The organism is Streptomyces lanatus (assembly GCF_014655715.1).
Lineage (GTDB): Bacteria > Actinomycetota > Actinomycetes > Streptomycetales > Streptomycetaceae > Streptomyces > Streptomyces lanatus.
On record NZ_BNBM01000027.1, the window covers coordinates 60,527 to 86,494 of the forward strand.

The following is a 25,968-nucleotide window of genomic DNA, read 5'->3' on the forward strand; positions in this document are numbered from 1 at the left end:
CGTGTTCCAGGGTTGCGGAACCGCCGGCCCCAGCGGTCACATGCTGGCGCTGGTATCCGTTCTCTGCCTCACTGGGGTGCCGAGGTTGTGAGTGCGCAAGGACTCAGCGAACGCTGTCGGTTCCGTCCGTGTGCTCGAACCGCTCCAACTCGCCCGCGTCATCCATGACCGCCACCACGTCGGCGCCGACCAACCGCGCGCGAGGGATGCCCGTTTCCGCGACGAGCCGGCCCACGGGCACGCGCTCCGGATCCTCGGCCTCGCGGCGTTCGGTCGTCAGCTCCGCCTCCTCGCCGATCAGCAGCAGGACCCTGGCCCTGATCTGCTCGCTCAACCGATGGTCCCTTCCGGGAGGGCCGTCACAGCCGGGATCGTACAGCTGATCAAACCGGATCATAAAAGCCCTGCCGCGCCTTCCCAGAAGTCCCGGTCCCGGTCGAGCACTCCGGCCACCCCGGGTGGCCGGTCCATGTCGAGCACGACAGAGGCTCCTCTTCGACACCGGCGGCCTGACCAGGGCCCGCGCCGCCCAGGGCCGAGCCTTCCCGCTGCTGGACGAGGCGGCAACCGCCGCGCGTGGCCGCACGCCGGGCAGCCGCTCGCCCCTGCCCGGCCCTGGTGTGGTGCCGGCCCCGCCGGGACCGGTTCGGATGCCCTCGACGCCGCGGGTGGCACGTCGGCGACCTCCATTTCGCGAGCAGGGGCAGACCCGTCACGGGGGGGGAACCGGCCTGCCCCTGCACGTCGGAGCCCGCAGCCCCCTCCACAGAGGGCGGACTCCTCGACCCTGATGATCGGGTCACCTTCTCCAGCGCATCGTGGTGCCGATGTGTCACACGGGACCGCTCGGCATGGCGTGAGAAGTGCTCGCGGAGGGGTACTGGCCCAGGGCGGGCTGACGGTGTGGCCGGGTTTGCCTGGGTTGGTCAGGCTGCTCCTCGGCCCGGTGTGAAGGGGCGTGCGCGGGCGATCAGTAGCGCGACGTCGTCGTGGTTATCGGGGTGCCGGAGGTCGTGAAGGAGCCGGTCGCAGGTTTCTTCCAGCGAGGAGTCGGGTGTCTTAAGCAGGCGGAGGAGGGTGTTGAGGCGTTCGTCGATGGGGTGGTGGCGGGTCTCCACCAAGCCGTCGGTGTACAGGACGAGCTGGTCGCCGGGGCCGAAGGGGACCGTGGTGGTTTCGAAGGGGATGCCGCCGACGCCGAGGGGGGTGCCGGTGGGCAGGTCGAGCAGGTGGGGGTGCTTGCCGCGGCGGATGAGGACGGGGGGCAGGTGGCCGGCGTTGGCGATGCGGCAGGTGCGGAGGTGGGGGTCGTGGGCGGCGTAGAGGCAGGTGGCGATGTACTGCTCCAGCCCGGAAGTGATCGCGTCGAGGTGCTCGAGGATCTGGGCGGGGTCGAGGTCGAGGCGGGCGAAGGCGGTGGTGGCGGTGCGCAGCCGGCCCATGGTGGTGGCGGCGTCGATGCCGCTACCCATGACATCGCCCACGACCAGTGCTGTCTTGTCGCCGCCGAGGGGGAGGACGTCGTACCAGTCGCCGCCGATTTCATAGGCGGCCTGGGCGGGCAGGTATCGGGAGGCGACTTGCAGGCCGGGCAGGTGGGGCGGGTGCTCGGGGAGCAGGCTGCGCTGCAGGGTCTCGGCGGCGTTGCGCATGCTCTGGTGCGTGCGGGCGTTGTCGATGCACACCGCGGCACGGAAGGCCAGCTCGGCTGCGATGGCAAGGTCGTCCTCGTCGAAGGGCCGTGGGTCGCGGGCGCGGGCCAGACCCATGAAGCCGAGGACGGTGCCGCGGGCGGTGAGCGGGACGGCCAGGTAGGAGTGCACCCCGGCCCGCGCCAGCAGGGTGGCGGCGTGCTCGTCGCGGGCGATGCGCGTCAGGTCGTTGCCGTCGGCGTGGCAGATCAGGATGGGACGGCCGGTGCGCACGCACTCGGTGGCCAGGCGGTCGGTGTCGTAGGCGGCGATGTGGCCGGGCGCATCGGCGGCCCGGAGGGCGTCGGTGGGATAGGCGGCCTTGACCGCGAGGGCGCGGAAGAGCGCGGGCCCGTCGCTGGTGGCGGGGCGGTGTTCGTCGAGTACGGAGTCGAGGACGTCGACGGTGACCAGGTCGGCGAAGTCTGGGACGGTGACCTCGGCCAGCTCCTGGGCGGTCTGGTCGACCTCCAGGGTGGTGCCGATGCGGGCGGAGCCGTTGGCGATCAGGGCCAGGCGCCGTCGCGTCTCGGTGGCCGCCATGGCCGCCTGGTACCGCTCGGTGACCTCCACCACGATGTCGGCCACCCCCAGAATGCGGCCATGGGGGTCCTCCAGCCGGTACAACGAGATCGACCAGGCGTGTTTGTGCTCGAGGTCTGCTGGGGTGCGGCCAACGATGGTGGCCTGGTCGACCAGCGGGATCCCGGTGGTGAGAACCTGCCGCATCGCGGCCTCGGCCACCTCGAACTTCGAGTCCTTCATGATGTCGCGGTAGTGGCGGCCGAGGTGCTCCTTCGCGGAGATGCCATGCATGCGCTCCAGGGCCGGGTTGACAGCCACGTACCTCAGGTCGGTATCGAGGATGGCGATCCCGATGGGTGACTGAGAGATCAACCGGGTGGACAGGGCGACGTCCCGCTCCAGCTCACGCAGCATGGCGGAGTCGGTGCCGAGCCCGAGGGCGTAGAAATCGCCGCGGTCGTCCAGCAGCCGCATGTTGCGCAGCTCCACCGGCCGGGTGCTGCCGTCCTTGCAGCGGATGGGGAACGTGCCGGCCCAGCTCCGGCCGGTCTCCATCACCTCGGCGAACGTCTTGATCACCCAGTCGATGTGGTCTTCGTGGACGAGTAGCCGGGCAGCGTACTGCCCGAGCGCTTCGTGCGCGGTGTAGCCGTACAGGGCCTCCGCCTGCGGGCTCCACAGGACGATCCGGCCTTCGGCGTCCAGCAGCACCGCCGCGACAGCGAGAAGGTCCATCAGCCCGCTCGGCTGCGACGGCTCGCTCTCCGGGCGGTTGCTGTCTGCCCGGTCGAGGTCCGCTGGAGGCCATTCGGCTTCGCTCATCGCGGCACTCCTTCTGCCGACCGGCGGGGCCATCCGCCGGCCTGGAGCGCGGCCTGTCTGCGTCTGCAGGCGCTTGGAGTTCCATGGTCCCCCGGACCACCGGACAACACACCCCCGTCAGCACGCGTGGTCGACGACGAAGCGGGTGGCATGGCCGAGGCCGTGCGATCCGAGGCGGCTGGTGTCGCCGTCGCGGGCGCAGATCAAGAGGTCGGCCCCGGCAGCGGCCTGGATGGGCGTGTTCGGGTCGGCCGTGTGTGAGCCTCCGGGCGGCGGCGTTGAGGAGTTCGCTGGCGGCGGATCGGGAGAGTTCCGCGATGTGGTGGCCGGGGTCGCGTTCGGGGTGTCCGCGGCCGAGCAGGCCGGCGAAGGCGCCGTGCGCCGTCTCAGTGAGGGTGTCGTCGTGCGTGTACAGCAGCACGATGTCCTCGTCCTCTTCTGTGGCGGGCGCGTGCGGCGTCCCCGCAGGCGGGCGAGGTGCCTTCGGTGATCCAGACGATGGCGGTCATGGGCGGCTCCGACGCGGCGAGGGCACTGTCAGTTGGCGATGGTGTGCAGCATCCTCACAGCGCCAGGGAGGACTTCCCGCCCCGGGCATCTGTGTGGACGTAGTAGGTCTGCACGAAGATCCGCCGCAGCAGCTGCACGGCCTTGATCTCCCGCAGTCAGGACGGCGCGGCAATTCTGTGGACCGCGTGCAGCAGCTGGTCCTGGCGTTGCTCAGCCGCGCCGGACGGAGAGCAGGCGCGCCGCCACAGCCAGCACTAGCCCGGCCGCGATGAGGTACAGGCCAAGACGTTCTTCGGGCGTGGGAGCGGTGTGCTGCTCGGCGCCGCAGCGCGCTGAGGGTGCCGCCGCCGGCGATGACCAGCGCGGCGGCGATGCCGGCGATCGATGGGGTGCTGCTGCTCGCGTCGGTCTCGGCGACGTCGGAGCGCACTTGGGGGAGGAGCGCTGTTGGCACCCGGCGCTGCGGCCGGCGATCCCTCTGAACCGTCAACTGTTGCCGGGAGAAGGTGGTTTACCCCGCGCTGTCAGTGACAGATGGCATCATGCCCGGCCATGGGAAAGAGAGACGCAAGCGACGAGGCGTACGTAGTTGATCTGTGCGACCAGGTGCTCGGCGAAACGGCCCTGGCTCAGCACAAGTTCGACTGGCTGCTGGGCGACACCGGGGCGAGCGGGCAGCGGGCCAAGCTGCCGGTCGATGCCTACTGGCCCGGACACCAGCTCGTGGTCGAGTACCGTATCCTGCGGCACGCCGCTCAGCACGCGGTCAGCGCCGGGCGCCTGGACGAACTCCTCCAAGATGGCGGCTACCTTCAGCACGCCGACCTCCACACTCTCGCGGACGCTCTCCGGTACGCCCACTCCGAGCAGGCCAGGCTCAACGCCGCGGTCTACCGAGCCTCCTGGTCCATTCACCACCCTCTTCCTCCCGCAGCACGCCGCCAGCTCCTGGCCCTGGACGCCGCACGCTTCCGCAACACACGGCTGCAGGCGGAACTGCCCGGCGACACCGACTGGCAGGTGCGATGGGCAACAGGCAGCCAGGTCTCCACGGCACTGGTCCGCGCTCTCACCGGCCACACCGGGGAGGTGAGGGCGGTGGCAGTGACGGAGATGGACGGCCGCCCCCACGCCATCACCGGCGGTGACGACGGGGTGTGGGTGTGGGATCTGACCACCGGTACCCAGACCCACGAACTGACCGGCCACACCGGGGAGGTGGAAGCGGTGGCGATGGCGGAGCTGGACGCCCGTCCCCACGCCATCACCGGCGGTGACGACGGGGTGCGGGTATGGGACCTGACCACCGGCACCTGCCTGACCACGTTTCACTGCCCCGCATCCGTGACTGCTCTCGCCGTCACCGCGGCAGCCACCGTCGTTGTCAGCTTCGGCCGCGAGGTCGCCGTCCTCGACCTCGCACCCCTCAAAGGCAGGCTCCGTTGACCAACCCTGGTACTCCACCGCTGCGAATCGTCGCCGTACACGGCGGCGGCAACAGCTTCGCGTCGAATCACCGGCGCTCGCCTGCGAAGTCCTTGGGGGTTGACGTAGCGCGGTGATCGTCTTCCTCTTGTTCTTGATGATGTGACCACCGGGACGGCTTGATGTGTTTAGCGTCAGTCACGGACCACTGATCAAGGTGAGTGCTGGACGGGGCAGAGACCATGCGGGAGTTGGCGGCGGGTGGACAGCCGGTGAGTGATGCGGGCGGGGCGCGGCGGCATGCGGTTGTGTCGTTAGGGATCGCGCTGACGCGTAATGGGGACGGTGACTCCCCGCGGCCGGAGCTGGATGTGCTGGAGGAGGCCCCCGTTCATGCCGGGCTGGTCGCGGAGGTCTTGACGGGGTTTCAGTACCAGCTGTTTCCAAACGCGGTGTCGGCCGACGCGGTCGGGGTCGAGGGACTGGTCGAGGCTGCGGTCGTGGCCGAGGACGTCGATGTTCTGATCGTGCACATCGTCGGGCACGGCGAGTTGGCTGAGGGCAGCAGCGAGAAACTGTATGTCCTCAACAGTGATGGACAGCGTCTGGCCCGGCCGGTCAGCGCATGGATCGACCTCATCGAGGACCATCCGAGGCGTCATCGGCCGATGACGCTGTTCGTCCTCGATGTCTGCTACGCCGGTGAGGCTGCGGTGACCGCCTGGCATTCGCGCATGGACGTGGACCGGCGCCGGGCGTGGGTGCTGGCCGCGACGGGGCCCGGACAGAAGGCGTTCGGCTACCGCCTGAGCCGGGCCCTGGTACAGGTCCTGGAGAAGTACCAGGACCTCAAGGTGCGCTTCGATCGGTCCGTGCGGTACATCCCGCCGCACACGGTCTGGAGAGACGTCGAACGTACCGTCAACGAGCTTGCGGAACAGGCCGGCGGCCTTCCGCAGGCGATCCTGACCAGTCTCGTACCGGGGCATGCCGACCTGTCCCATCTGCCGTTCTTCCCCAACCCCTCCTTTGCCCCGGGTCGTGGCTCTTCCGCTGAGGTCTCGGGCCTGCCGCCGGAGATCGCCCGGCTGGCGGACTGGGCCGCAGACCCGCTGCACTTCATGCGGCGCGCTGGCGGCGCCGAGCCGGTGCACCGCGACCGGACTGAGGGCTACTTCAGCGGCCGGGACGAACAACTGGAGACCCTCGCCGGCTGGCTCGACGACGAGACGGCCGCACCGGGGCTGCGGCTGGTGACGGGCAAGGCAGGCGCGGGTAAATCGGCGCTGCTGGGCGTCCTGGTCTGCGCTTCGCATCCGGCCCTGCGCCGGCACACGAGGACCCTGTGGGCGAGCCTGGGCGAGCGGGCCCCGGGGGAAAACGACCGGCTCGCGGTGGTCCACGCGCGCCGCCTGGCCCTGGACGACATCGTCGTATCCCTCGCTCGCCAGCTGCGCTTCATCGACGGCCGGGATGGCGGTACTGATGAGGGCGAAGCGAGTGAGCAGGCTGCGGGGAATCCGGCGGAGTACTTGTTGCGGCTGCTGCCCGGGCATGGGCGGCCGGTCACCGTCGTCGTGGACGCCCTCGACGAGGCGCTGCGGCCCCAGGAGATCACCACCGCCTTGCTGGTCCCGCTCGCCCAGAGGGTGCAAGGGCCGCGCAGTCGGCTGCGGCTGCTGGTCGGCGTCCGTGATGACGAGCGGTTTCACGGCTTGCGGGCCCTGGCCCAGGACGCCGGGGGGTGCACAGACCTGAGCGCCATCTGCCCAGAGACCGTCTGCCGGGACGTGGCCTTGTACGTCAAACGGCTGCTCGCGGCTGATGGCCCCTACGCCGCGGGGGCGCTTCGGCCGGTCCGGAACACTTTGGCCGAGGCAATCGCCGACACGCTCACCAGGCCGAGCCATAGCAGCAGGCCAGCCCACGACACTAGTGCCTTGCAGTGGGGCGAGTTCCTGACGGCTGGACTCTACGTCCACTACCTCCTCACTAGCCCGCTTCCCGGCACTACCCAGGAGGCCGCCGTCCTGGGCCGCGCTGTACCCCGCAACCTGCCGGCCCTCCTCGAACTCGACCTGCACCGCCACCAGAGCACCCAGCCGCTCCTGCAGCCCGTGCTAACCGCCCTCGCCTTCGCCCAGGGTCGCGGCATGCCGGAAAGCATCTTGGCCCACGCCACCACCGCCTTCACCACCCCCTCCGACGGCAGCACGCCACTGTCCATGCCCGACCTGTACGCGCTCCTGGACGGCGAAGCTCGCTTTTACCTGCGCCGCGACGTCGACCACGACGGCACCACCCTCTACCGGCTCTTCCACGAAGGTCTCGCCGACTGGCTGCGCGACCCAAGCAGTCAGCCGCCCGATCAAGACACCCCCACAGCAACGGCATCCCCGCTCAAGCCAGCCGAGCGGCTGTACGAGCGACTTTTGGACTCCGTGCCCCGGGACGCCTCGGGCCGCGCTCAGTGGCACCTGGCAACCCCCTACCTGCTGCGGCACACAGCCCAGCACGCCATCAGCGTCGGACGCCTGGATGAACTCCTCACCGACGGCGGCTACCTCCAGCACGCCGACCCCCACACCCTCGCGGACGCCCTCCGCTACGCCCACTCCGAGCAGGCCAGGCTCACCGCTGCGGTCTACCGAGCGTCCTGGCCTGAACACCACGCGCTGCCTCCCACGGCACGCCGCCAGATCCTCGCCCTGGACGCGGCACGCTTCCAAAACACACGGCTGCAGGCGGAACTGCCCGGTGACACCGACTGGCAGGTGCGCTGGGCAACCGGAAGTCAGGTCTCCACCGCTCTGGTCCGCACCCTCACCGGCCACACCGGGCCGGTGGTGGCGGTGGCGGTAGTGGAGCTGCACGGCCGCCCACACGCCGTCACCAGCGGTAACTACGACGGGTCGGTGCGGGTGTGGGACCTGACCACCGGCGCCCAGACCCGCACTCTCACCGCCCACATCGGGCACTCCGTTCACGTGGTTCCGGTGGCGGTGGTGGAGTTGGACGGCCGCCCGCACGCCCTCACCGGCGGTGACGACGACGGGTCGGTGCGGGTGTGGGACTTGACCACCGGCGCCCAGACCCGCACTCTCATCGGCCACACCGGACCGGTGCGGGCGGTGGCGGTGGTGGAGTTGGACGGCCGCTCGCACGCCCTCACCGGCGGTGACGACGACCGAGTGGTGCGGGTGTGGGACTTGACTACCGGCGCCCAGACCCGCACTCTCATCGGCCACACCGGACCGGTGCGGGCGGTGGCGGTGGTGGAGTTGGACGGCCGCTCGCACGCCCTCACCGGCGGTGACGACGACGGGTCGGTGCGGGTGTGGGACTTGACTACCGGCGCCCAGACCCGCACTCTCACTGGCCACACCGGACCGGTGTGGACGGTAGCGGTGGTGGAGTTGGATGGCCGCCCGCACGCCCTCATGGCCGGTAACCAGGACCGGGTGGTGCGGGTGTGGGACCTGACCACCAGCACCTGCATTCTCACCGGCCACTACGGATTTGTGGATGGGGTGGCGGTGGTGGAGCTGGACGGCCGCCCGCACGCCGTGATCGTCGGTGGCAACGGGTTGGTGCGGGTGTGGGACTTGACCGCCGGCACTCAGACCCGCACTCTCAGCGGCCACACGAGTAGGGTGCGGGCGGTAGCGGTGGTGGAGCTGGACGGCCGCCCGCACGCCGTCACCAGTAGTTACGACGGGTTGGTGCGGGTGTGGGACTTGACCACCGCCCCCCAGACCCGCACTCTCAACGGCCCCGCCGGGCCGGTGGATGCGGTGGCGGTGGTGGAGTTGGACGGCCGCCCGCATGCCGTCACCAGCAGTTACGACGACCGGGTGGTGCGGGTGTGGGACTTGACCACCGGCACTCAGACCCGCACTCTCACCGGCCACACCGGGAGGGTGAATGCGGTGGCGGTGGTGGAGTTGGACGGCCGCCCGCATGCCGTCACCAGCGCACCCTTCGACAGGTCGGTGCGGGTGTGGGACTTGACCACCGGCGTCCAGACCCGCACTCTCACCGGCCACACCGAGCGGGCGGTTGCGATAGTGGCGATGGCGCTGGATGGCCGCCCGCACGTCCTCACCAACGCTGACGATGACGGGGCGGTGTGGGTGTGGGACCTGACCACCGGCGCCCGGACGCGTATTCGCACCGGTCACATCGGGCGGGTGGTTGCGGGGGCGGTGGTGGAGCTGGACGGCCGGCCGCACGCCGTCACCAGCGATGACTACAAAGGGTCGGTGCGGGTGTGGGACTTGACTACCGGCACTCAGACCCGCACGCTCACCGGCCACAGCAGGCGGGGCGCTGCGGTGGCGGTGGCGGAGCTGGACGGCCGCCCGCACGCCGTCACCAGCGATGACCACAAAGGGTCGGTGCGGGTGTGGGACCTGACCACCGGCACTCAGACCCGCACGCTCACCGGCCACACCGGACCGGTGTGGGCGTTGGCGGTGGTGGAGTTGGATGGCCGCCCGCATGCCCTGACCGGCGGTGACGACCCGGTGGTGCGGGTGTGGGACCTGACGACCGGGACCTGCCTCACCACGCTTCAGTGCCCCGCACCCGTGACTGCCCTCGCCGTCACTGCGCACGCCACCGTCGTTGTCAGCTTCAGCCACGACGTGGCCGTCCTCGACCTGGCACCTCTAAAAGGCAGGCTCCTTTGACCAACCCTGGCACTCCACTGCTGCGAGTCGTCGCCGTACACGGTGTCGGCAACAGCTTTGGCGCCGGCATCACCGGCACCCGTCTGGAAGAGCTCCGGGCACTGAAAGCCGCCGCCTGGGCCCGACAACTGGGCAACGGCCTCGGCGTGGCCGCGGACCGGATCGATCTCGACTTCGCCTACTACGCCGACAAGCTCGTCACTGCCCATCCGGCGCAAGGAGAGCAGGACGGAGACTTCTTGGACGACCCGCTCGCCCAGGAGATGCTCGCCGCCTGGGCACAGGAGCTGGGCGTCCCCGACGAAGTCTCGCAGGGCCACGCCACGGTGCCACTGCGGGCACTGTCGTCCTGGGTGGCGTGCAGGTTCGACCTGGCGGACGGCCCGCTGCGGGTCTTCCTGCGGATGCTGTTTCCAGAGGTCGCCGCATACTTGCGGACCGAAGACGCCCCGGAACGGGCAGCCGCTCGTGAGGAGGTGGCCGCGCGGATCGACAGGCACCGACCGCAGGTTGTCATCGCCCATTCCCTGGGCTCGGTCGTCGCCTACGAAGCCCTGCACGCCAACCCGGGCCTTCAGCCGGAGCTGTTCCTCACCCTGGGCTCGCCCCTGGCCTTGCCCCGCGCGGTCTTCGAACGCCTCACCCCCGCGCCACGTGCAGCCCGTGGCACACCGCAGGGGGTGCGTCTGCCCGGGCAAACGCGCTGGGTCAACATCGCCGACCCCGGCGACCCCGTAGCCGTCCCACGCCAACTCGGCCGACACTTCGAGGGGATCGCCCTGGACCACACCAGCGTCATCAGCCCCCTCTTCCACTTCCACCACGCCACCAACTACCTGCAGTCCGCGACCACCGCCGCCACCATCGCCCCCTACCTCGGCATCTGACCCTCGGGCGCCCTTACCGGTGGTGTCTCCGCTGGAACTGAGCAGTACCAGGGCCGGGAGTGTGCCGTTTGCTCCGGCGGACAACGGACACAGCCAAACCCTGTCCATAAATGAAGTTATGGACAGGGTTTGTTGTTGTCCGTTGTCCAGTGCCAACGGCCGCTGCGAGGTCTCTGTCGTGGATCCGTAACCGGACGTGGCCGACGGGACGGTGAGTTCGTACCTACGCCGTATGCGGGGCCGTCGCCGCCTTCGTCAGTGTCGGATCAGGCCCGTGCGTTTAACGGTCGCCAGCAGCGGAGCCGTGTCGATGGCGGTGATCGCCTCCAGGGGGTCGACGGCGTCGGTGAGGAAGGTTTACACAGCGTCGAGGTTCGCGGCGGCGACGGCGACGACCAGATTGGCAGGCCCGGTGGCGGCAGCGCAGAATCGGACGTGCGGGTGGGCGCTCAGGGTCCGCGCGGTCTCCTGCAGCGCACCTGGCCTTACCGAGATCCACAGCAATGCCTCGGTCTGTGCGCCGAGCAGTGCAAGATTGGTGGCCTGACGCAGCACCTGGCTCTGCACGAGGAGTTCGAGCCGTCGCCGGGCGGTGAGGGCGGTGATGCCGGCGCGGCGGGCCAGGTCCGTGTAGGTGGCCCGGCCGTCCTCGGTCAGCCTTGCGATCAGCGCAGTGTCGACGTCGGGAGACGTGCACGACGGTGCCGAGGCCGTTTGGGCAGCAGCATCCATGGAACGGCCTCACGTCCGAAGCGCCGAGCAGTGCCCACCCCGCATACCCCGGAACACCACAGCACGCGCCAACACACGAGGTCACGGCGGCGCGTAAACCTACGGGCTGTGTCTCCGCAGCGCGGAAGTGGGCCGACCATATCAGCTGCCTGTGCAACGAGGCCGGTCGTGCCCTTCTCAGGTGTGGCGCGGGCGAGGCAGCAAGGCGAACGCGCTCTCGGCAATCGAGGTCAGGCGGTCGGGGCTGTGGCCGTACGCGCCCACGACATCGCTGCCGCGGATGACGGTCAGCAGTAGGTACGCGAGGTCGTCGGGATCCGCGTCGGGGTCGAGGTCGCCGTTGCGCTGCGCCGCTCGCACGCACTCGGCCACCGCCGCCCGGACGACGGAGAAGCAGTCGTTGGCCAGGCGTTTCACCTCGGGGTCGGAGGCGCCGACCTCCAGGGCCATCTTGGCGGCGAAGCAGGCCGCCCCCGCCCGGTCGGAGGCGGGGGCTACGTCGGGGGCGAGTGGCACCCCGTGGACGGCGCGGAGCAAGTATGCGTGCAGTCGTTCCAGGGCGCCCTCGTCCGGTCCGTCGAGCATCTTCCGCGGACCCTGCGCCAGCCGGCCGAAGTACCCGGCCATCGCCTCCAGCAGCACGCCGTGCTTGCCGTCGAACGCTCCGTAGAGGCTGCCGCGGCCCAGGCCGGTGGCGGCGCTGATGTCGTCGACGCTCGTGCCGTTGTAGCCCGAGGCGCGGAACTGCCGCTCAGCGGCATGCAGGACGTGGTCGCGGTCGAAGCTTCGTGGTCTGGCCATACAAAGACGGTAAAGCCGACCTACGCTTCTTGACAAGTCAGTACAGAACTGCATAGGTTCCGGACTGTTCAGTAAACAACCGTCCTGAACTCACCGGACAGCGCCCGACGAAGCCATGCCCACAACCCAAGGAACCACCATGCAGACAGCTCACCGAGTGGCCCTCGTGACGGGCGCCTCCTCCGGGATCGGGCGGGCGGCGGCGCTTGCCCTCGTGGGCGCCGGCTTCGCGGTGGTCGGCACGAGCCGCAACGCGGCGAACGCCGAGCCGCTCGCCGGGGTGACGTTCCTCGATCTCGACGTGGCCGACGACAAGTCGGTCCGCTCGCTGGTCGGGGAGGTGATCGATCGGTTCGGCCGGATCGACGTCCTGGTCAACAACGCAGGCGTGGGCGCGGTCGGCGCCGGCGAGGAGAGCACGATCAGCCAGGCCAAGGAGGTCTTCGACATCAACGTCTTCGGCCTGATGCGGATGACCAACGCAGTCCTGCCCCACATGCGCGCCCAGGGCAGTGGCCGCGTGGTCAACGTCTCCTCGGTACTCGGCCTGATCCCGGCGCCCTTCATGGCCGTCTACGCCGCCACCAAGCATGCGGTCGAGGGCTACGCCGAGTCCGTCGACCACGAGCTTCGTGAGTACGGCGTCCGGATGCTGCTGGTCGAACCGGCCTACACGAGCACGAGTTTCGAGGCGAGCAGCATGGCACCCGACTCGCCCCTGCCGGTCTACGCCGCGCAGCGGCAGGTCTCCCGGGACGTGCTGGCCACGGCCGTGCGCAACGCCGACGGCCCGGACGTCGTAGCGAAGGTGATCGTCGCAGCCGCCACCGATTCGAAGCCCAAGCTCCGGTACACCGCCGGCCCGATGGCCAAACGCGTCAGCCTCCTGCGCCGGATCGTGCCCTCGAGCGCCTTCGACGGACAGATCCGCAAGCTCAACCGACTGGCGGGCTGACCCCGCAGTACGGGGCGGCGCCCAAGGAGACGCACATGTCCGAACCAGAGACACCGAAACCGGCATCACCATCACTCGTCCGACCGCTCTTGGACGCTGCGCGGACCGTCATCATGACCGTGGACGACGACCCGGGGGTCTCCCGGGCCGTCGCCCGCGATCTGCGGCGGCGCTACGGCGCCTCGTACCGGATCGTGCGCGCGGAGTCCGGCGAGTCCGCGCTGGAGGCGCTGCGGGAGCTGAAGCTGCGCGGCGACCTCGTGGCGGTGATCCTGGCCGACTACCGCATGCCCCAGATGAACGGCATCGAGTTCCTCGAACAGGCCCTGGACGTGTACCCGGGCGCCCGGCGCGTGCTGCTGACCGCGTACGCGGACTCGAATGCGGCGATCGACGCGATCAACGTCGTCGACCTCGACCACTACCTCCTCAAGCCGTGGGACCCGCCGGAGGAGAAGCTCTACCCGATGCTGGACGACCTGCTGGAGGCGTGGCGGTGCAGTGACTTCCGGCCGGTGCCGAGCACTAAGGTCGTCGGACACCGGTGGTCGGCGCGCTCGTCGGACGTACGGGAGTTCCTGGCCCGCAACCAGGTGCCGTACCGCTGGTACTCCACCGAGGAGCCCGAGGGGCAGCGGCTGCTCACGGCCGCGGGGCAGGACGGGCAGCGGCTGCCGGTGGTGATCACGGCGGACGGTACGGCGCTCGTCGAGCCGGAGGTGCCGGAGCTGGCCGCGCACGTGGGGCTGGCGACGATGCCCACGGCCGACTTCTACGACCTGGTCGTCATCGGCGGCGGGCCGGCCGGGCTGGGCGCGGCCGTGTACGGGGCCTCGGAGGGCCTGCGTACGGTGCTCGTGGAGCGGTCGGCGACCGGCGGGCAGGCCGGGCAGAGTTCGCGGATCGAGAACTATCTGGGCTTCCCGGACGGGGTGTCCGGCGGCCAGCTCACCGACCGGGCGCGACGCCAGGCCACGAAGTTCGGCGCCGAGATCCTCACCGCGTGGGAGGTGACCGGACTGGAGAGCAGCGGGGCGGCGCGGCTCGTACGGTTCGCGGACGGGTCGACGATCGCGGCGCACAGCGTGATCCTGGCGACCGGTGTGTCGTACCGGCAGCTGGAGGCGCCGGGTGCCACCGAGCTGTCGGGCCGCGGGGTGTTCTACGGGTCCGCGCTCACCCAGGCTGCCGCCTGCCAGGGCCACGACGTGTACATCGTCGGCGGCGCCAACTCGGCCGGGCAGGCGGCGATGTACCTGTCCAGGGGCGCCAAGTCGGTCACCCTGCTGGTACGCGGTCCCGACCTGGCCGCGTCGATGTCGCACTACCTGATCCAGCAGATCGCCGAGTCGCCGAACATCTCGGTACGGGCCCACACGGTCGTCGAGGCCGCGCACGGCGACGGCCACCTGGAACAGCTGACGTTGCGCGACACGACGAGCAGTCGGACCGAACTGGTCGACGCGCAGTGGATGTTCGTGTTCATCGGCGCGGCCCCGCTGACCGGCTGGCTGGAGGGCACGGTGCTGCGGGACGAGCGCGGGTTCATCCTCGCCGGGCCCGATCTGACCGCCGACGGGCGGCCACCGGCGGACTGGGAGCTGGACCGGCCGCCGTACCACCTGGAGACCAACATCCCCGGCGTGTTCGTCGCCGGGGACGCGCGCGCGGAGTCCGCCAAGCGGGTCGCGTCCGCCGTCGGAGAGGGAGCCATGGCCGTGATGCTCGTACACCGGTATCTGGAGCAGTCGTGAGCGGGCGGCTGATGCCGTGCAGCGCGGCGGAGATCAGCTCGCTGTTCCTGTTCGAGAGGCTGAGCTCCGAGCAGATCGACAGGCTGTGCAGCGAGGGACGGGTCGAACTGTTCGACCCCGGGCCGGTGTTCACCGAAGGTGACCCGGCGGCCTGCTTCTACGTGATGATCGAGGGCACGGTCGTCATGTCGCGCCGGGTGGGCGGCGACGATGTCGAGGTGAGCCGCACGTCCCAGCCAGGGGTGTACGCGGGAGCCGTGCGGGCGTACGTCGGGGACGGGAAACCGCAGCGGTACATGAACTCGCTGCGGGTGTCGGAGCCGACGCGGTTCTTCGTCCTGCCCGCCGAATCGTTCGCGAACTTCATGCACGAGTGGTTTCCGATGGCGGTCCATCTCCTGGAGGGGCTCTTCCTCGGTTCGCAGACCTTTCAGCGGGCCGTCGGGCAGCGCGAACGGCTGCTGGCGCTGGGCTCGTTGTCCGCGGGTCTCACCCATGAGCTCAACAACCCGGCCGCGGCCACCGTACGGGCCACCTCGTCGCTCAGGGACCGGGCCGCGCAAATGCGCCACAAGCTCAGCGCCATCGCCTCGGGCCCCTACCACGGCGATGCCCTGAAGGCCCTGCTCGACCTCCAGGAGCGTACGGCCGAGCGGGTCTCCAAGGCGCCGCCACTGAGCCCGCTCGAAGCGTCCGACCGGGAGGACGAACTCGCCGACTGGCTCGACGACCACGGTGTCCAGAACGGCTGGAAGATCGCGCCGACCTTCGTACAGGGCGGTCTCGACGTCGACTGGCTGGAGCAGATCGCGACGGCCGTCGACGAGCAGGAAATCCTGCAGAGTGCCATCGAGTGCCTCAACTACACGGTCGAGACCGAGCTGTTGATGTCCGAGATCGAGGACTCCACCACCCGTATCTCGCACCTCGTCGACGCCGCCAAGCAGTACTCGCAGCTGGACCGCGCCCCCTATCAGGTCGCCGATGTCCACGAACTCCTCGACAGCACGCTGCTGATGCTGTCGGGCAAGATCGGTCCCCAGGTCAAGGTCGTGAAGGAGTACGACCGTTCGGTGCCGAGGATTCCGGCCTACCCGGCAGAACTGAACCAGGTGTGGACCAACCTGATCGACAACGCCGTCTCCGCCATCAAGAGCGCGGGCGGCGAAGGGACGTTGACCGTACGCACCGCTCTGGTGCACGACCGGCTGCTGGTGGAGTTCCGCGACACGGGCCCGGGAGTGCCGGCCGAGATCCGCGACCGGATCTTCGACCCGTTCTTCACCACCAAACCGGTGGGCGAGGGCACCGGGCTGGGGCTCGACATCTCCTGGCGGATCGTCGTCAACAAGCACCACGGTGACCTGAAAGTCGAGTCCGTACCCGGCAACACCCGCTTCCAGGTGCTGCTCCCCCTCACCACCACCGACCCCGACACCGTCCCCGCCCCGGCCCAGGAGTCCTCGTGACCAAGGGGGCGACCGCACCTCTTTGCACCTAATCAACTTCACGAACCAGTCAAATAGGGCGAATGCTTGGTATTTGGCATTCTTCTCACCGGAAAGGACGGAACTATGGAACGCAACGAGTCTCCCGACGCGACGTACGCGAGAACCTGGAGCAACGGCCGCGGCGAGGTGCGGTTCTTCACCCGGGCCGATGGCTCGCGGCTGCGCTACTACACGGTGGGCACCGGCCCCGCCCTCGTGCTGATGCACACCGTGCGCGGCGAGCTCGACTACTTCCAGCGGGTGATCCCGCTGTTGTGGGACCACTACACGGTCTACGCGCTGGATCTGCCCGGGATGGGATGGTCCGACATCGTCCCCGGCGCACAGTACGAGGAGCCGCAACTGCGGGCCGCAGTCGTCGAATTCGTCCGCGGACTGGACCTTCACAACGTCACCCTGTCCGGCGAATCGCTCGGGGGCGCCCTGTCCCTGTCGGCATCCATCGACCTGAAGGACCGGGTCAGCCGGGTCGTGGCGTTCAACAGCTACGACTACCCCCAGGGAGGCGAACGCGGAAACTGGATCGCCCGCGTCATCATCTCCAGCGTGCGGATGCCCGTGCTGGGCCCCTTCTTCGCCACCCAAGAGCCGCGGCCCATCTTTCGGGCCATCCTGCAGGGCGGCTACGTCGACAAGACCCGGCTGCCCGAGGACTTCATCACCGAGCTACTCAGGAGCGGCCGCCGCAAGGGCTACGACAAGGTGGCCCGAGGGATCTTCCGCAGCCTCAACGGATTCGACCGGGCCCGCGAGCGCTACCCGCGCGTGTGGGCACCCGTCACCCTCGTCTACAGCGAAAACGACTGGTCCCGGCCCGCCGAACGAGACCGCGTGGCCAACGCGCTGGCGGACGTCCACCGCATCACCGTGCCCCGCACCGGCCACTTCTCCGCCTTGGAGCGCCCCGACGAGATGGCGCGGATCCTGCTCGACGCGGCCTGACCTGACCCGGCAACTATCGGCACCCGCCGCCCATCCCCGTCAGGACATGAGGAAGCGCCATGACTCAGGCCGTCTCCCACCTCGTCAACCGCCTTGTCATCGACACCGAGGACTCCTTCTACGACGTCCGTCGGCGCTACGAATCGCTGGTACCCGCCATCGATTTCGCCGAACTCGTCGAAGTGATCGCGACAGGTGACCTCGCACGGGTGCAGGCATACACCACCAACCGCACACCCCATTCCTTCGCCGTCTTCTGGACCCTGGACCCGATGCCGGTGATGCAGCTTTCGGGACATCAACTCCGCGCCGTCACCTACATGATGGGAAACAACGTCATCGCGGAAACCATGTTCCGGCACGACCCCGGCATCATCCTCTACGCCCCGCTGCGCACCGCGATCTACGAGACCGCCTCCGGCAGTGTGCAGTTCAGCATCGACCAACCGTCGAGCAAATTCGCCAGCTTCGGCGATCCCCGCATCGCTGAGGTCGGAGCACAACTCGACGTCAAAGTCGCTGACTTGCTCCGCCTCATGACACTGCCGGTACCACCGGAGCTGATCACAGGCTGACCCTTGGCACTCCTGCACCGTTTCGCTGTCTGACCTGGTCAGAGGCATCGTCGACCGTGCGGGCCCGTTGTCCGAGCACACGGCTCAAGCAAGCCCTGATGGCTCGCGGGCGTATACGGGTGCTGGCTTGTGTTTGCGACGTCGTTCTCTTCAGTAATCGGCAAGGACTGGGGCGTCGACGGACGATGCGCCCTTGACCATCTGGTGTCAGACGATCTGGTGACGCACGTGAACGCCGCCTTCGCGGCCCCCCGCCCTGATCGGTGCATTGCTGCTGCCGACCAAGCCGGTGATCACCAAGAAGCTCATACTCGACATTCCGGGCATCGTTGCGGCGAGCGAGGGTCGACCTGCCGTACTTGACAACTCAGTACAGAACCGTCTAGGTTTCTGACTGTTCAGTACATAACGGTGCTGAGCTCACCGGACAGGCTGCGTGCACGCCCGGCGTTGCGATGCCTTCCAGGCCGACAAGGCACGGTCTCACCCTCGCGATCCTCGCGACGGCGTTCATCGACGTACTGGATCTGTACATCACGAACGACCCCAGCAAACCGGGGCCGGACTCTGCACAACAGCCCAAGACGGTCGTCGCCCGCATCCTGCGCTTCCTGAACGGCTGCCCCCTCCAACCACCCAGAACTCGAAGGACTGACCGAACCATGAACGACACGGAAAAGCAGGAGGCCGCGACTGTGACGGCTCCTGCGTTCGCGAGCGACGCTCTGGCCGAGGGGACCGTCGACGCGGTGGTGATCGGCGGGGGTGCCGCGGGGCTGAACGGTGCACTGATCCTCGCCCGCTCCCGCCGCTCGGTCGTCGTGATCGACAGCGGTGCCCCGCGCAACGCGCCCGCGGAGGCCGTGCACGGCCTCCTCGCCCTGGACGGCACCCCGCCGTCCGAGATCCTTCGACGGGGCCGGGAGCAGGTGCGCCAGTACGGCGGACGCGTCGTGTCCGGCAAGGTGGTCTCGGCCGAGTCCGCCCCCCCCGTCGGCGGACGGGGACCTGCGGTTCATCGTCACCCTGGCCGACGGCCGCAGCGTCACCGCCCGCCGGATCCTGGTGGCCACCGGCCTGAAGGATGTGCTGCCCGAGGTGCCCGGCCTCGCCGAGCATTGGGGACACGGTGTGGTGCACTGCCCGTACTGCCACGGCTGGGAGGTGCGCGATGAGCCCATCGGCATCCTTGCCACCGGCGCGGCCTCCATCGGCCACGCGCTCTTGTTCCGTCAGCTGACCGAGGACCTGACCTACTTCACCCACGGCACCGAGCTGGACGAGGACAGCCGCGCCCGCTTCGCCGCCCGCGGCATCCGCGTCATCGACACCCCGGTCACCGAGGTCGTCAGCGACGAGGACGGTGCCCTCGCCGGGGTGCGCCTGGCCGACGGGCAGGTGGTGGCCCGCCGCGTCCTCGCGGTCGCCCCGCAGATGCAGGCCCGCACCCATGGCCTGGAAGGTCTGGGCCTGCCGGTGCAGGACCTGCCGACGGGCCGCACTTTCGCCTCCGGTATCGACGGCACCACCGAGGTGCCGGGTGTGTGGGTGGCCGGCAACGTCACCGATCCGGTTGCCCAGGTCGGGGCCTCCGCAGCGGCTGGCGCGCTGGCCGGCATCGACATCAACAAGGTGCTGGCCGTCGCGGACACCGACGCGGCCCTCCAGGGGATCGCTGAGGGAAGCCCACAAGGGGCAACAGGACGATCTTGAAGCCCGGAGATCTCAGCCCGTCACCCGCTCGCCTCACGGGCAATCAAGTGATTCCGCTCGTCCGCCCCGTCCCCCTCAGGAGCTACTGATGTCCTTCCTTGCGAACACCCCCGTGGAGAAAATGCCCGGGCCTTACGCGCGGCGCTGGTGGGCGCTGCTCGTGCTGTGCCTGAGCCTGCTGATCACGGTGATGGCGAACACGTCGCTGATCGTCGCCGCCCCCGACATGACTACCGACCTGGGCCTGAGCAGCAGTGATCTGCAGTGGGTCGTCGACAGCTACACCGTTCCGTACGCGGCGCTGATGCTGGTGCTGGGCGCGATCGGCGACAAGTACAGTCGGCGCGGCGCGCTGGTGCTGGGTCTGCTGATCTTCGCCGGCGGTTCTGTGATGGGGAGCGTGGTCGACGAGACCGCGCTGGTCATCGTGGCCCGTGCGATCATGGGTATCGGTGCCGCGGTCGTGATGCCGGCCACGCTGTCCCTGGTCGTCGCGACCTTCCCCCGGAGCGAGCGGGCCAAGGCCATCACCGCCTGGGCCGCGACCTCCGGGGTGGCGGTGGCCGTCGGCCCGCTGGTCTCCGGCTGGCTGCTGGAGGACCACGCCTGGGGCTCGACCTTCCTGATCAACGTGCCGATCGCCGTCCTCGCCGTGTTCGGCGCGCTCGCCCTGGTACCGCCGTCCAAGGCGGAGGGCATGGGCCGGATCGACTACGTCGGTGGTCTGCTGTCGATCGTCTCCGTCGGCTCCCTGATCTACGCCGCCATCGAGGGCCCGCACTCCGGCTGGGGCGTCGGCCCCGTCACCGCCGCCGTGGTCGCCGGTGCCGGTCTGGTCGCCTTCGTTGCCTGGGAGCTGCGGCACCCGCACCCGATGCTGGACGTCCGGAAGTTCGCGCTGCGGCCCTTCACCGGCTCGATGCTCGCGGTGATGTTCTTCTTCTTCGGTATGTTCGCCGTGATCTACTACGCGACGCAGTTCCTGCAGTTCGTCCTCGGCTACGGCGCCCTGGACACGGGTGTACGGCTGCTGCCGCTGGGCGGTGCGGTGTTCCTCGGGTCCGCGGTGACCGGGGTGCTCGCCCCGAAGCTGGGGGTGAGGGTGATGGTCGTGACCGGCATGACCGTCGGCACGGCGGGCATGTTTCTGCTCACCCAGATCGACAAGGGGTCGACGTACGGGGACTTCCTGGTGCCGCTGATGATGCTGGGCCTCGCGCTCGGACTGGCCATCTCCCCGGCGACCGACACGATCATGGGCTCCTTCCCCGAGTCCGAGCTGGGCGTCGGCGGCGGTGTCAACGACACCGCGCTGGAGCTGGGCGGGGCGCTGGGCATCGCGGTGCTGGGCTCGCTGCTGGGCACGGCCTACCGGGACGAGCTGAGTGACCTGGTGGGCAACCGGCTCCCGGCGGAGGCGATGGAGACCGCCAAGGACTCGGTCGGCGCCGGCCTGGCCGGCGCAGAGCGGGTCGCGCAGGATCCCTCCGTCGGGCCCCAGCAGGCCCAGGCCACCGTGGACGCCGTCCACCAGGCCTTCGCCCACGGCGTCGCCCAGACCAGCCTCATCGGCGGGATCATCATGGCTGCCGGAACCCTGATCGTCCTCGCGGTCCTGCCGGGTCGGCGCGGGTTCGTGAGGAAGAGCGCCGAGCTGGGGGCCGTGACAGCGGCGAGCGAGGCGGTGACTGTGCGGGAGCACAGCGGGTCCACCCGCTAGATCGCCGGCGGGGCGTCCACTGGATCGCCGGGGACGCGTCCGCCGGGTCGCCGGGCACCGTCTCCGCCGGATCGCCCGCGAAGCGCGTCGGGCAGGAGCCCGGCGGCGCGAGACGCGCAGGGCGCGAGCGTGGTCCACGGCCACGCGGATCCTCTGCCGGAACACCTCACGGCCCTTGGCCTCCGGGACGGCCCGGAGGCCAAGGGCCGTGAGGTGACAGCGGCGGTCGCCGCAGGCGCCGCCCTGCGACGACGGTCATGCTCGATGCGACCGTCGTGATGCACTGCTACCTGCGATGACTGTTGTTCTCAGGACACGCATCAGCGCAGGAAAGCAGGGCATCTCCAGGTGACCCGGACGGGGCCCCAGGTCAGGGCTGTGATGGTGCGGATGTTCGGCTGCGGGTGGGCAGGGGGATGACGGTGCTGGCGTCGCGCAGGGCGTGGTTTTCGAGGGTGAGTTGCCGGATGGCCTCCTCGTACAGGGCGAGGGTGCGGCGCAGGTCGGTGTTCTCCTGCCGTAGCCGGCGGAGATTCTCGTCCTTGGGCTTGTCGGTCTTCAGCCGGTCCGTGCCTGTCTGGCTGCCGGCTGCGGGGATCCGGGGCCGGAAGTGGGTGTCGATCAGGTCGGCGTAGTGGCGGTGGAAGGTGGCGTGGGGGATGCCGAGGCCGCGCTCGATGGCGGTGACGGTTGGCCTGCGTCCGCTGGCGGACGCCTCGTCCAGGACGGTGTCGATGGCGGCCTTGACGGTGTCGGCGTCGGGCAGGGCTCGTTTCACTCGGCGGGCTCCGGATCGTGTCGGGCAAGGAACGCGGCCGTGGCACGGTGCTGTTCCTGTAGACGGTGTCGGACGTAGGGGGCGAGACGGTCCCCGTCGTCCAGGGCGTCCTCTATCTGAGTGAGGTGGCCGGCCAGCGCGTTGTGGTTGGCGGGGCTGAGGGCGGTGTTGCGGCAGGCCAGGGGCTGGCAGTCGGCCAGGACCGGCTGGTGGCCGGGGTCGGCAGGTGCACGGCACAAGGCGCGGTCGGGGTTATAAACGCAGGTGACGAAGGTGCCCGCGTACACGTGCGGGTCGTGGCGGGCCAGGATGCGGCGCAGGCGGGCTTCGTCGGTGACGACCTGGCCGTCGAAGACCGTGTGGCGGGCGAGCTCGGCGAGTCGGGCTTCGGCGTCCGGGCCTGCGGGACCGGTCAGAGCCAGCCGGTCGTCGTCCGCGCCCAGCTCGGCGAGGAACTGGCCGCGGGCGAAAGCTTCTTCGGCCTCGACCTCGTCGCGGAAGCCTGAGTCGCTGGTGCCGGCGTAGCCCTCGAACATCTGAATACGCTGGTGGCGGTATTGCAGGGCGCCTGCGATGGTGCCGTCGGGCCGGCGGGCGATGAACCAGGCCAGGGTCCGTCGGAACTGCCGGGGAGTCAGGTGCGGCAGCCGCCCCTTGTCCTCGGGGATCGCATCCACGCGTGAGTGAGCCGCATAGTAGGTGTTGATCCATCCGGCCAGCGCGGTGATGTCCTTGATGGTGGCGGCGCTGGTGCGCACACGCCCGGCCACGTGGTGGCGTTGATGGTTGGCCGACTTGAGCGGGTGCGCGAACAGGTAGGGCTCGTCGGCCGGCTGGCAGCGTTCCAAAACAGCGACGGCCCGCGCGACGGGGGCGGTGACGATCCAGGTGGCGGCCGCGCCATGGACGCCTTCCCCCTTGAAGGCCAGTCCGTGAAGCCGGTAGCGGTAGATACGGCCGTCGGCGTCGCGCTGGGCGCTGACGCAACCGCGCCGCAGGTGTTTGATCTCGGAGTCGCGAAGGCCGGAGAGGTAGGCAATGACGATCCAGCAGGACACCTGCAGCAGCCGTTCGAACTGGCCCACGTCGTAATAGGAGATCTGCTCCAACCACCGCCGGCCGTCCACCTGCGCCTGCGGGACGTGTCGTAGGGGGGAGTCGGTGCCCACACCGAGGTCGCGGACCGCCTCCTCGATCAGCCGCCGGGGTCGCGCCTTACGGAACGGGTAGGACGGATGGCCCGCGAGCCGGGCCAGGTAAGCGAAGTTCGGGAACCCCCCTCTGCCGCGCCATCCGGTGGCCATCGCCGGCGCAGCTGGCAGGGGTTGTCTGCGCCGACGGAAGTCGTCCAGTACAGCTTGCAGGGCCACGAGCGGATCGGGGTGGGCAGGCGGGCGTGCGTCGATGCTGTCGCGCTCGGCGCGAGCTGCGAGCACGTCGTCGGCGAGGTCGTCGGCCCAGCGCAGCGCCCAGCTAAGCAAGGGTCCCATGATGTGCTCGGGGATGCGGTCGGTGAGGTTCTCGTCGTACCGCCGGGGGTTGGCGCGCGCCCATGCCTGCCACCGCGCACGCCGCAGCGGGTCCTGCCCAAGGTGGTCGGCCAAGCGGGAACGGTAGGCCCACAGCATGCGCACGGCACGGCGTTGGCGATAGACCGCGCTGACCGACAGTCGCAGCGACGTCAGCTCGGCGTGGTAGGCATCCAGGTCCTCGCCCGTCAGGTGCGCCAGTGGGAGCTGACGGCTCTGTGCCCACCCCAGGAAGTGGCGTACGCAGGTGAAATAGGCGCGGATGCTGGAGATCGTGATCGGCTCTTCGCCGGGCGGGGTGTCCTCGATCAGCAGAGCGTAGAACAGGAGCTTGGCGGTGTCCCGGTGAGCGTGCGGGACCTGCGTGAAGTCGAGCCGGTGGGGCTTGCGGTCTGCGCGCAGCCATGCCGGCGTCAGCGCCCACACGTCATCGCCGTACCGGGAGGTCTCTTCCAGCTGGGCCTCGGCCCGCAGCGGACACGTGGCCAGGACCAGAGCGTTCTCGGGCACGGCGGCGCGATGTCCGGGCGCTTCGGCAGCGTGCGTCATGACCACTCCTTCGGCCCGTGCAGAAGGTCGAGCATCAGATGGCGTTGTGTCTCCTGGGCGGCGGCGCGCTGGGTCGGGCTGAAGCGGGGCAGGATGTCGCGGGTGAGGATCTGCCAGGTCGCCCCGTACCGGGCCGTCCACTGCTCGACGTCACGGCGCTGAAGGTCCTCGCGCAGGGCCTCGGCCAGGGAGAGCAGAGCCGGGAGATGGCGCTCCATCACCAGAGCGTTGGGGCAGCCGAAGCAGGTTAGGAACGACTGCCGGCATCGTCCTCCGCTGGGTCCGTGCTCGATGTCCGTGCACGCACTGGCCAGCGTGTCGAGTTCGCCCGCGGCCGCCTGCTCGCGCACCTGCTCCGGCACAGCGGCGACCGAACCGCCACCGAGGCGAAGGACGACCGCGCGGGCGCTCTCCTCCGCGTCGGTGATCGCCTCAGTGAGTACGTCGGCCGCCCACTCGGCGACACACGGGTCCGTGCGCAGGTAGTGGGTGAAGGAAGTGTCGGCTGTGTTGGTCACCCGCGCGGACGGCAGATGCTCTCCGACCTGCTTCGCTGTGCGTACCTCGACGGTTTTCTTGATGCGCGTCACCATCATCTGCAGGGGCTTTCCGTCATCGCCGACCAGGCCGTGACACCCGGCCCACGCCCCTAGCTTCAGTTTGCGTGCCAGCTCCGCATCGAAGGGACCGATGTGCCCGCCGGTGGCGGCATTGAGGACGCCGCCGCGGCCGTTGCCCGCCCAGATCGACCACACCGATCCGGTCCCGGAAAACGCCCGGCTGCGGCCCATCATCCGGTGCAGCAGCAGGTAGAAGCCGCCCATCGTCCGCAGCTGACGCTCCTCATCCACGCTCCAGTGCACCGTCGTTCGGGAGTTGGCCTTGCCCCGGCGGCGTTTGGTCAGCGTGACCGCTACCGCGCGCTCCTCCAGCAGCCGGTGCTCGGCGGGCAGTTCCTTGAGCGTCTCCGGGTTGCGGCCGCTCAGTCCGGCCGCGTAGATGAGCAGCGGGGCAAGGTCCGGGTCGACCACGAACAGCTGCTTCGCCTGCGCGTAGCAGGCTGCCGGATACTCGCCCACCGTCAGCCCGCGGTAGTCGACCTGGACCCGGCCCGTGGCCGCCATCGCCTCCAGCCGCGCCCCCTGCTCCCGCTCGGTCACCGACAGGCTTTCGTCGCCTGCGAGGAAGCGTCGCAGCAGCCTCTCGCCTGCCATGATCCGGTCGCGGATGGCTGCCACGTCGGAGCGGGCGGCGGCCATGATGGCCTGGAACTCGCGATCGGAGTACCCCGGACGCGCAGCCTGCTGGGCATCCATGCCGTGCCCGGGCTGCCCGGCATAGTCCGCCACCGCCCCGTCCAGCCGGTCCTGACCGGGCAGGACACGCACGATCCGCAGCAGGTCCTGCAGGTTCCGGCGGGCGGACTTCTCCCCACACGTTTGCCGCCTCGACATCAGGTATCGCTCCAGGTGACGCACCCGCAGCTCCTGAACACGGCGCGGTGGTACCGCAAGCTCGTCCAAGAGCAGCAGGAACCGCTTGACCGTCTGCCATTGGCTGCTCGCCGCCCGCTGCGTGCGGCGTCCGCCGCCGGGCCCGATTCGCACACCGAGCGCGTGCGCGAAGTCCCGGTGCAGCCCCGGCAGCGGCAACTCCTCGAACCGGAACACGCGCTCGCGACCGTCCTCACCGGTGAACCGCACCACCGGCGCACCGCCGTCCTCGGGGACCTCCACCACCGGGGGCGGCTCGTAGAAGCCGTCGGGCACGGCCGCCGCACGGCCGCGGCCCGCGCGGGGCACCTCCGTGCTCACGCGACCACGGCCGACCGCTCCAGTTCGCGCAGGGCCCGGGCGGC

At 69.7% G+C, this 25,968-nt stretch carries 17 protein-coding genes and 1 pseudogene; 10 read left to right on the top strand and 8 right to left on the bottom strand.

The window, feature by feature from the left end:
• Positions 1 to 103 precede the first annotated feature (103 nt).
• From IE325_RS43335 to IE325_RS46910, 3 genes are all read right to left on the bottom strand, one after another.
• Positions 104 to 334, bottom strand: a complete 231-nt coding sequence (locus IE325_RS43335; RefSeq protein WP_190075716.1) for a hypothetical protein — start codon at positions 332 to 334, stop codon at positions 104 to 106.
• Positions 335 to 926: 592 nt separating this feature from the next.
• A complete protein-coding gene (locus IE325_RS43340; protein WP_190075717.1) occupies positions 927 to 3,038 on the bottom strand; it encodes a SpoIIE family protein phosphatase in 2,112 nt (703 codons plus the stop codon).
• A gap of 505 nt (positions 3,039 to 3,543) precedes the next feature.
• Entirely contained in the window at positions 3,544 to 4,002 is a 459-nt protein-coding gene (locus IE325_RS46910) for an LAETG motif-containing sortase-dependent surface protein (protein WP_308437716.1), read from the bottom strand.
• Positions 4,003 to 4,100: 98 nt separating this feature from the next.
• On the opposite strand from IE325_RS46910, the gene IE325_RS43345 reads away from it, so the two are divergent.
• The 3 genes from IE325_RS43345 to IE325_RS43355 all read left to right on the top strand — a co-directional run bounded on the left by IE325_RS43345 (position 4,101) and on the right by IE325_RS43355 (position 10,551).
• Positions 4,101 to 4,994, top strand: coding sequence for a WD40 repeat domain-containing protein (locus IE325_RS43345; protein WP_190075718.1), 894 nt, complete (start codon positions 4,101 to 4,103; stop codon positions 4,992 to 4,994).
• Positions 4,995 to 5,281: 287 nt separating this feature from the next.
• Positions 5,282 to 9,664 carry a WD40 repeat domain-containing protein gene (locus IE325_RS43350; RefSeq protein ID WP_190075719.1) on the top strand — a complete coding sequence of 1,461 codons (4,383 nt, stop codon included), beginning with the start codon at positions 5,282 to 5,284 and terminating at the stop codon, positions 9,662 to 9,664.
• Positions 9,661 to 10,551, top strand: a complete 891-nt coding sequence (locus IE325_RS43355; protein ID WP_190075720.1) for a serine peptidase — start codon at positions 9,661 to 9,663, stop codon at positions 10,549 to 10,551. Before IE325_RS43350 ends, IE325_RS43355 begins: the two co-directional genes overlap by 4 nt.
• 357 nt (positions 10,552 to 10,908) lie before the next feature.
• On the opposite strand, the gene IE325_RS43360 is transcribed toward IE325_RS43355, so the two are convergent.
• Together IE325_RS43360 and IE325_RS43365 are read right to left on the bottom strand one after the other, a co-directional pair.
• The gene (locus IE325_RS43360; RefSeq protein WP_229912478.1) at positions 10,909 to 11,283 is read right to left on the bottom strand and encodes an Lrp/AsnC family transcriptional regulator; all 375 of its coding nucleotides are present in this window, start codon (positions 11,281 to 11,283) and stop codon (positions 10,909 to 10,911) included.
• Positions 11,284 to 11,460: 177 nt separating this feature from the next.
• Positions 11,461 to 12,084, bottom strand: coding sequence for a TetR/AcrR family transcriptional regulator (locus IE325_RS43365; protein WP_190075721.1), 624 nt, complete (start codon positions 12,082 to 12,084; stop codon positions 11,461 to 11,463).
• Between the two features lie 139 nt (positions 12,085 to 12,223).
• On the opposite strand from IE325_RS43365, the gene IE325_RS43370 reads away from it, so the two are divergent.
• The 7 genes and pseudogenes from IE325_RS43370 (at position 12,224) to IE325_RS43400 (ending at position 21,254) form a co-directional block, all read left to right on the top strand.
• Positions 12,224 to 13,039, top strand: coding sequence for an oxidoreductase (locus tag IE325_RS43370; protein ID WP_190075722.1), 816 nt, complete (start codon positions 12,224 to 12,226; stop codon positions 13,037 to 13,039).
• Positions 13,040 to 13,152: 113 nt separating this feature from the next.
• Positions 13,153 to 14,793 (top strand): NAD(P)/FAD-dependent oxidoreductase, encoded by a 1,641-nt coding sequence (locus IE325_RS43375; RefSeq protein WP_190075723.1) that lies wholly within the window; start codon positions 13,153 to 13,155, stop codon positions 14,791 to 14,793.
• Positions 14,790 to 16,262: an ATP-binding protein gene (locus IE325_RS43380; RefSeq protein ID WP_190075724.1), complete on the top strand. Its 1,473-nt coding sequence runs from the start codon at positions 14,790 to 14,792 to the stop codon at positions 16,260 to 16,262. The genes IE325_RS43375 and IE325_RS43380 overlap by 4 nt, the downstream gene beginning before the upstream one ends.
• A 105-nt stretch (positions 16,263 to 16,367) precedes the next feature.
• Complete coding sequence (locus IE325_RS43385) at positions 16,368 to 17,246, top strand: alpha/beta fold hydrolase (RefSeq protein ID WP_190075725.1); 879 nt, start codon at positions 16,368 to 16,370, stop codon at positions 17,244 to 17,246.
• Between the two features lie 59 nt (positions 17,247 to 17,305).
• Positions 17,306 to 17,821, top strand: coding sequence for a DUF302 domain-containing protein (locus tag IE325_RS43390; protein ID WP_190075726.1), 516 nt, complete (start codon positions 17,306 to 17,308; stop codon positions 17,819 to 17,821).
• A gap of 662 nt (positions 17,822 to 18,483) precedes the next feature.
• A pseudogene (locus IE325_RS43395) lies at positions 18,484 to 19,534 on the top strand (NAD(P)/FAD-dependent oxidoreductase).
• A gap of 88 nt (positions 19,535 to 19,622) precedes the next feature.
• On the top strand, positions 19,623 to 21,254 hold the full coding sequence (locus IE325_RS43400; protein WP_190075727.1) for an MFS transporter: 1,632 nt from the start codon (positions 19,623 to 19,625) through the stop codon (positions 21,252 to 21,254).
• Positions 21,255 to 21,624: 370 nt separating this feature from the next.
• Here IE325_RS43400 and IE325_RS43405 read toward each other — a convergent pair whose 3' ends face one another.
• Genes IE325_RS43405 through IE325_RS43415 form a run of 3 tightly spaced genes read right to left on the bottom strand, consistent with a single transcriptional unit; the run spans position 21,625 to position 25,924 of the window.
• On the bottom strand, positions 21,625 to 22,032 hold the full coding sequence (locus tag IE325_RS43405) for a hypothetical protein (protein ID WP_190075728.1): 408 nt from the start codon (positions 22,030 to 22,032) through the stop codon (positions 21,625 to 21,627).
• Positions 22,029 to 24,110 carry a hypothetical protein gene (locus IE325_RS43410; protein WP_190075729.1) on the bottom strand — a complete coding sequence of 694 codons (2,082 nt, stop codon included), beginning with the start codon at positions 24,108 to 24,110 and terminating at the stop codon, positions 22,029 to 22,031. The genes IE325_RS43405 and IE325_RS43410 overlap by 4 nt, the downstream gene beginning before the upstream one ends.
• Entirely contained in the window at positions 24,107 to 25,924 is a 1,818-nt protein-coding gene (locus IE325_RS43415) for a hypothetical protein (RefSeq protein ID WP_190075730.1), read from the bottom strand. The genes IE325_RS43410 and IE325_RS43415 overlap by 4 nt, the downstream gene beginning before the upstream one ends.
• Between the last annotated feature and the right edge of the window lie 44 nt (positions 25,925 to 25,968).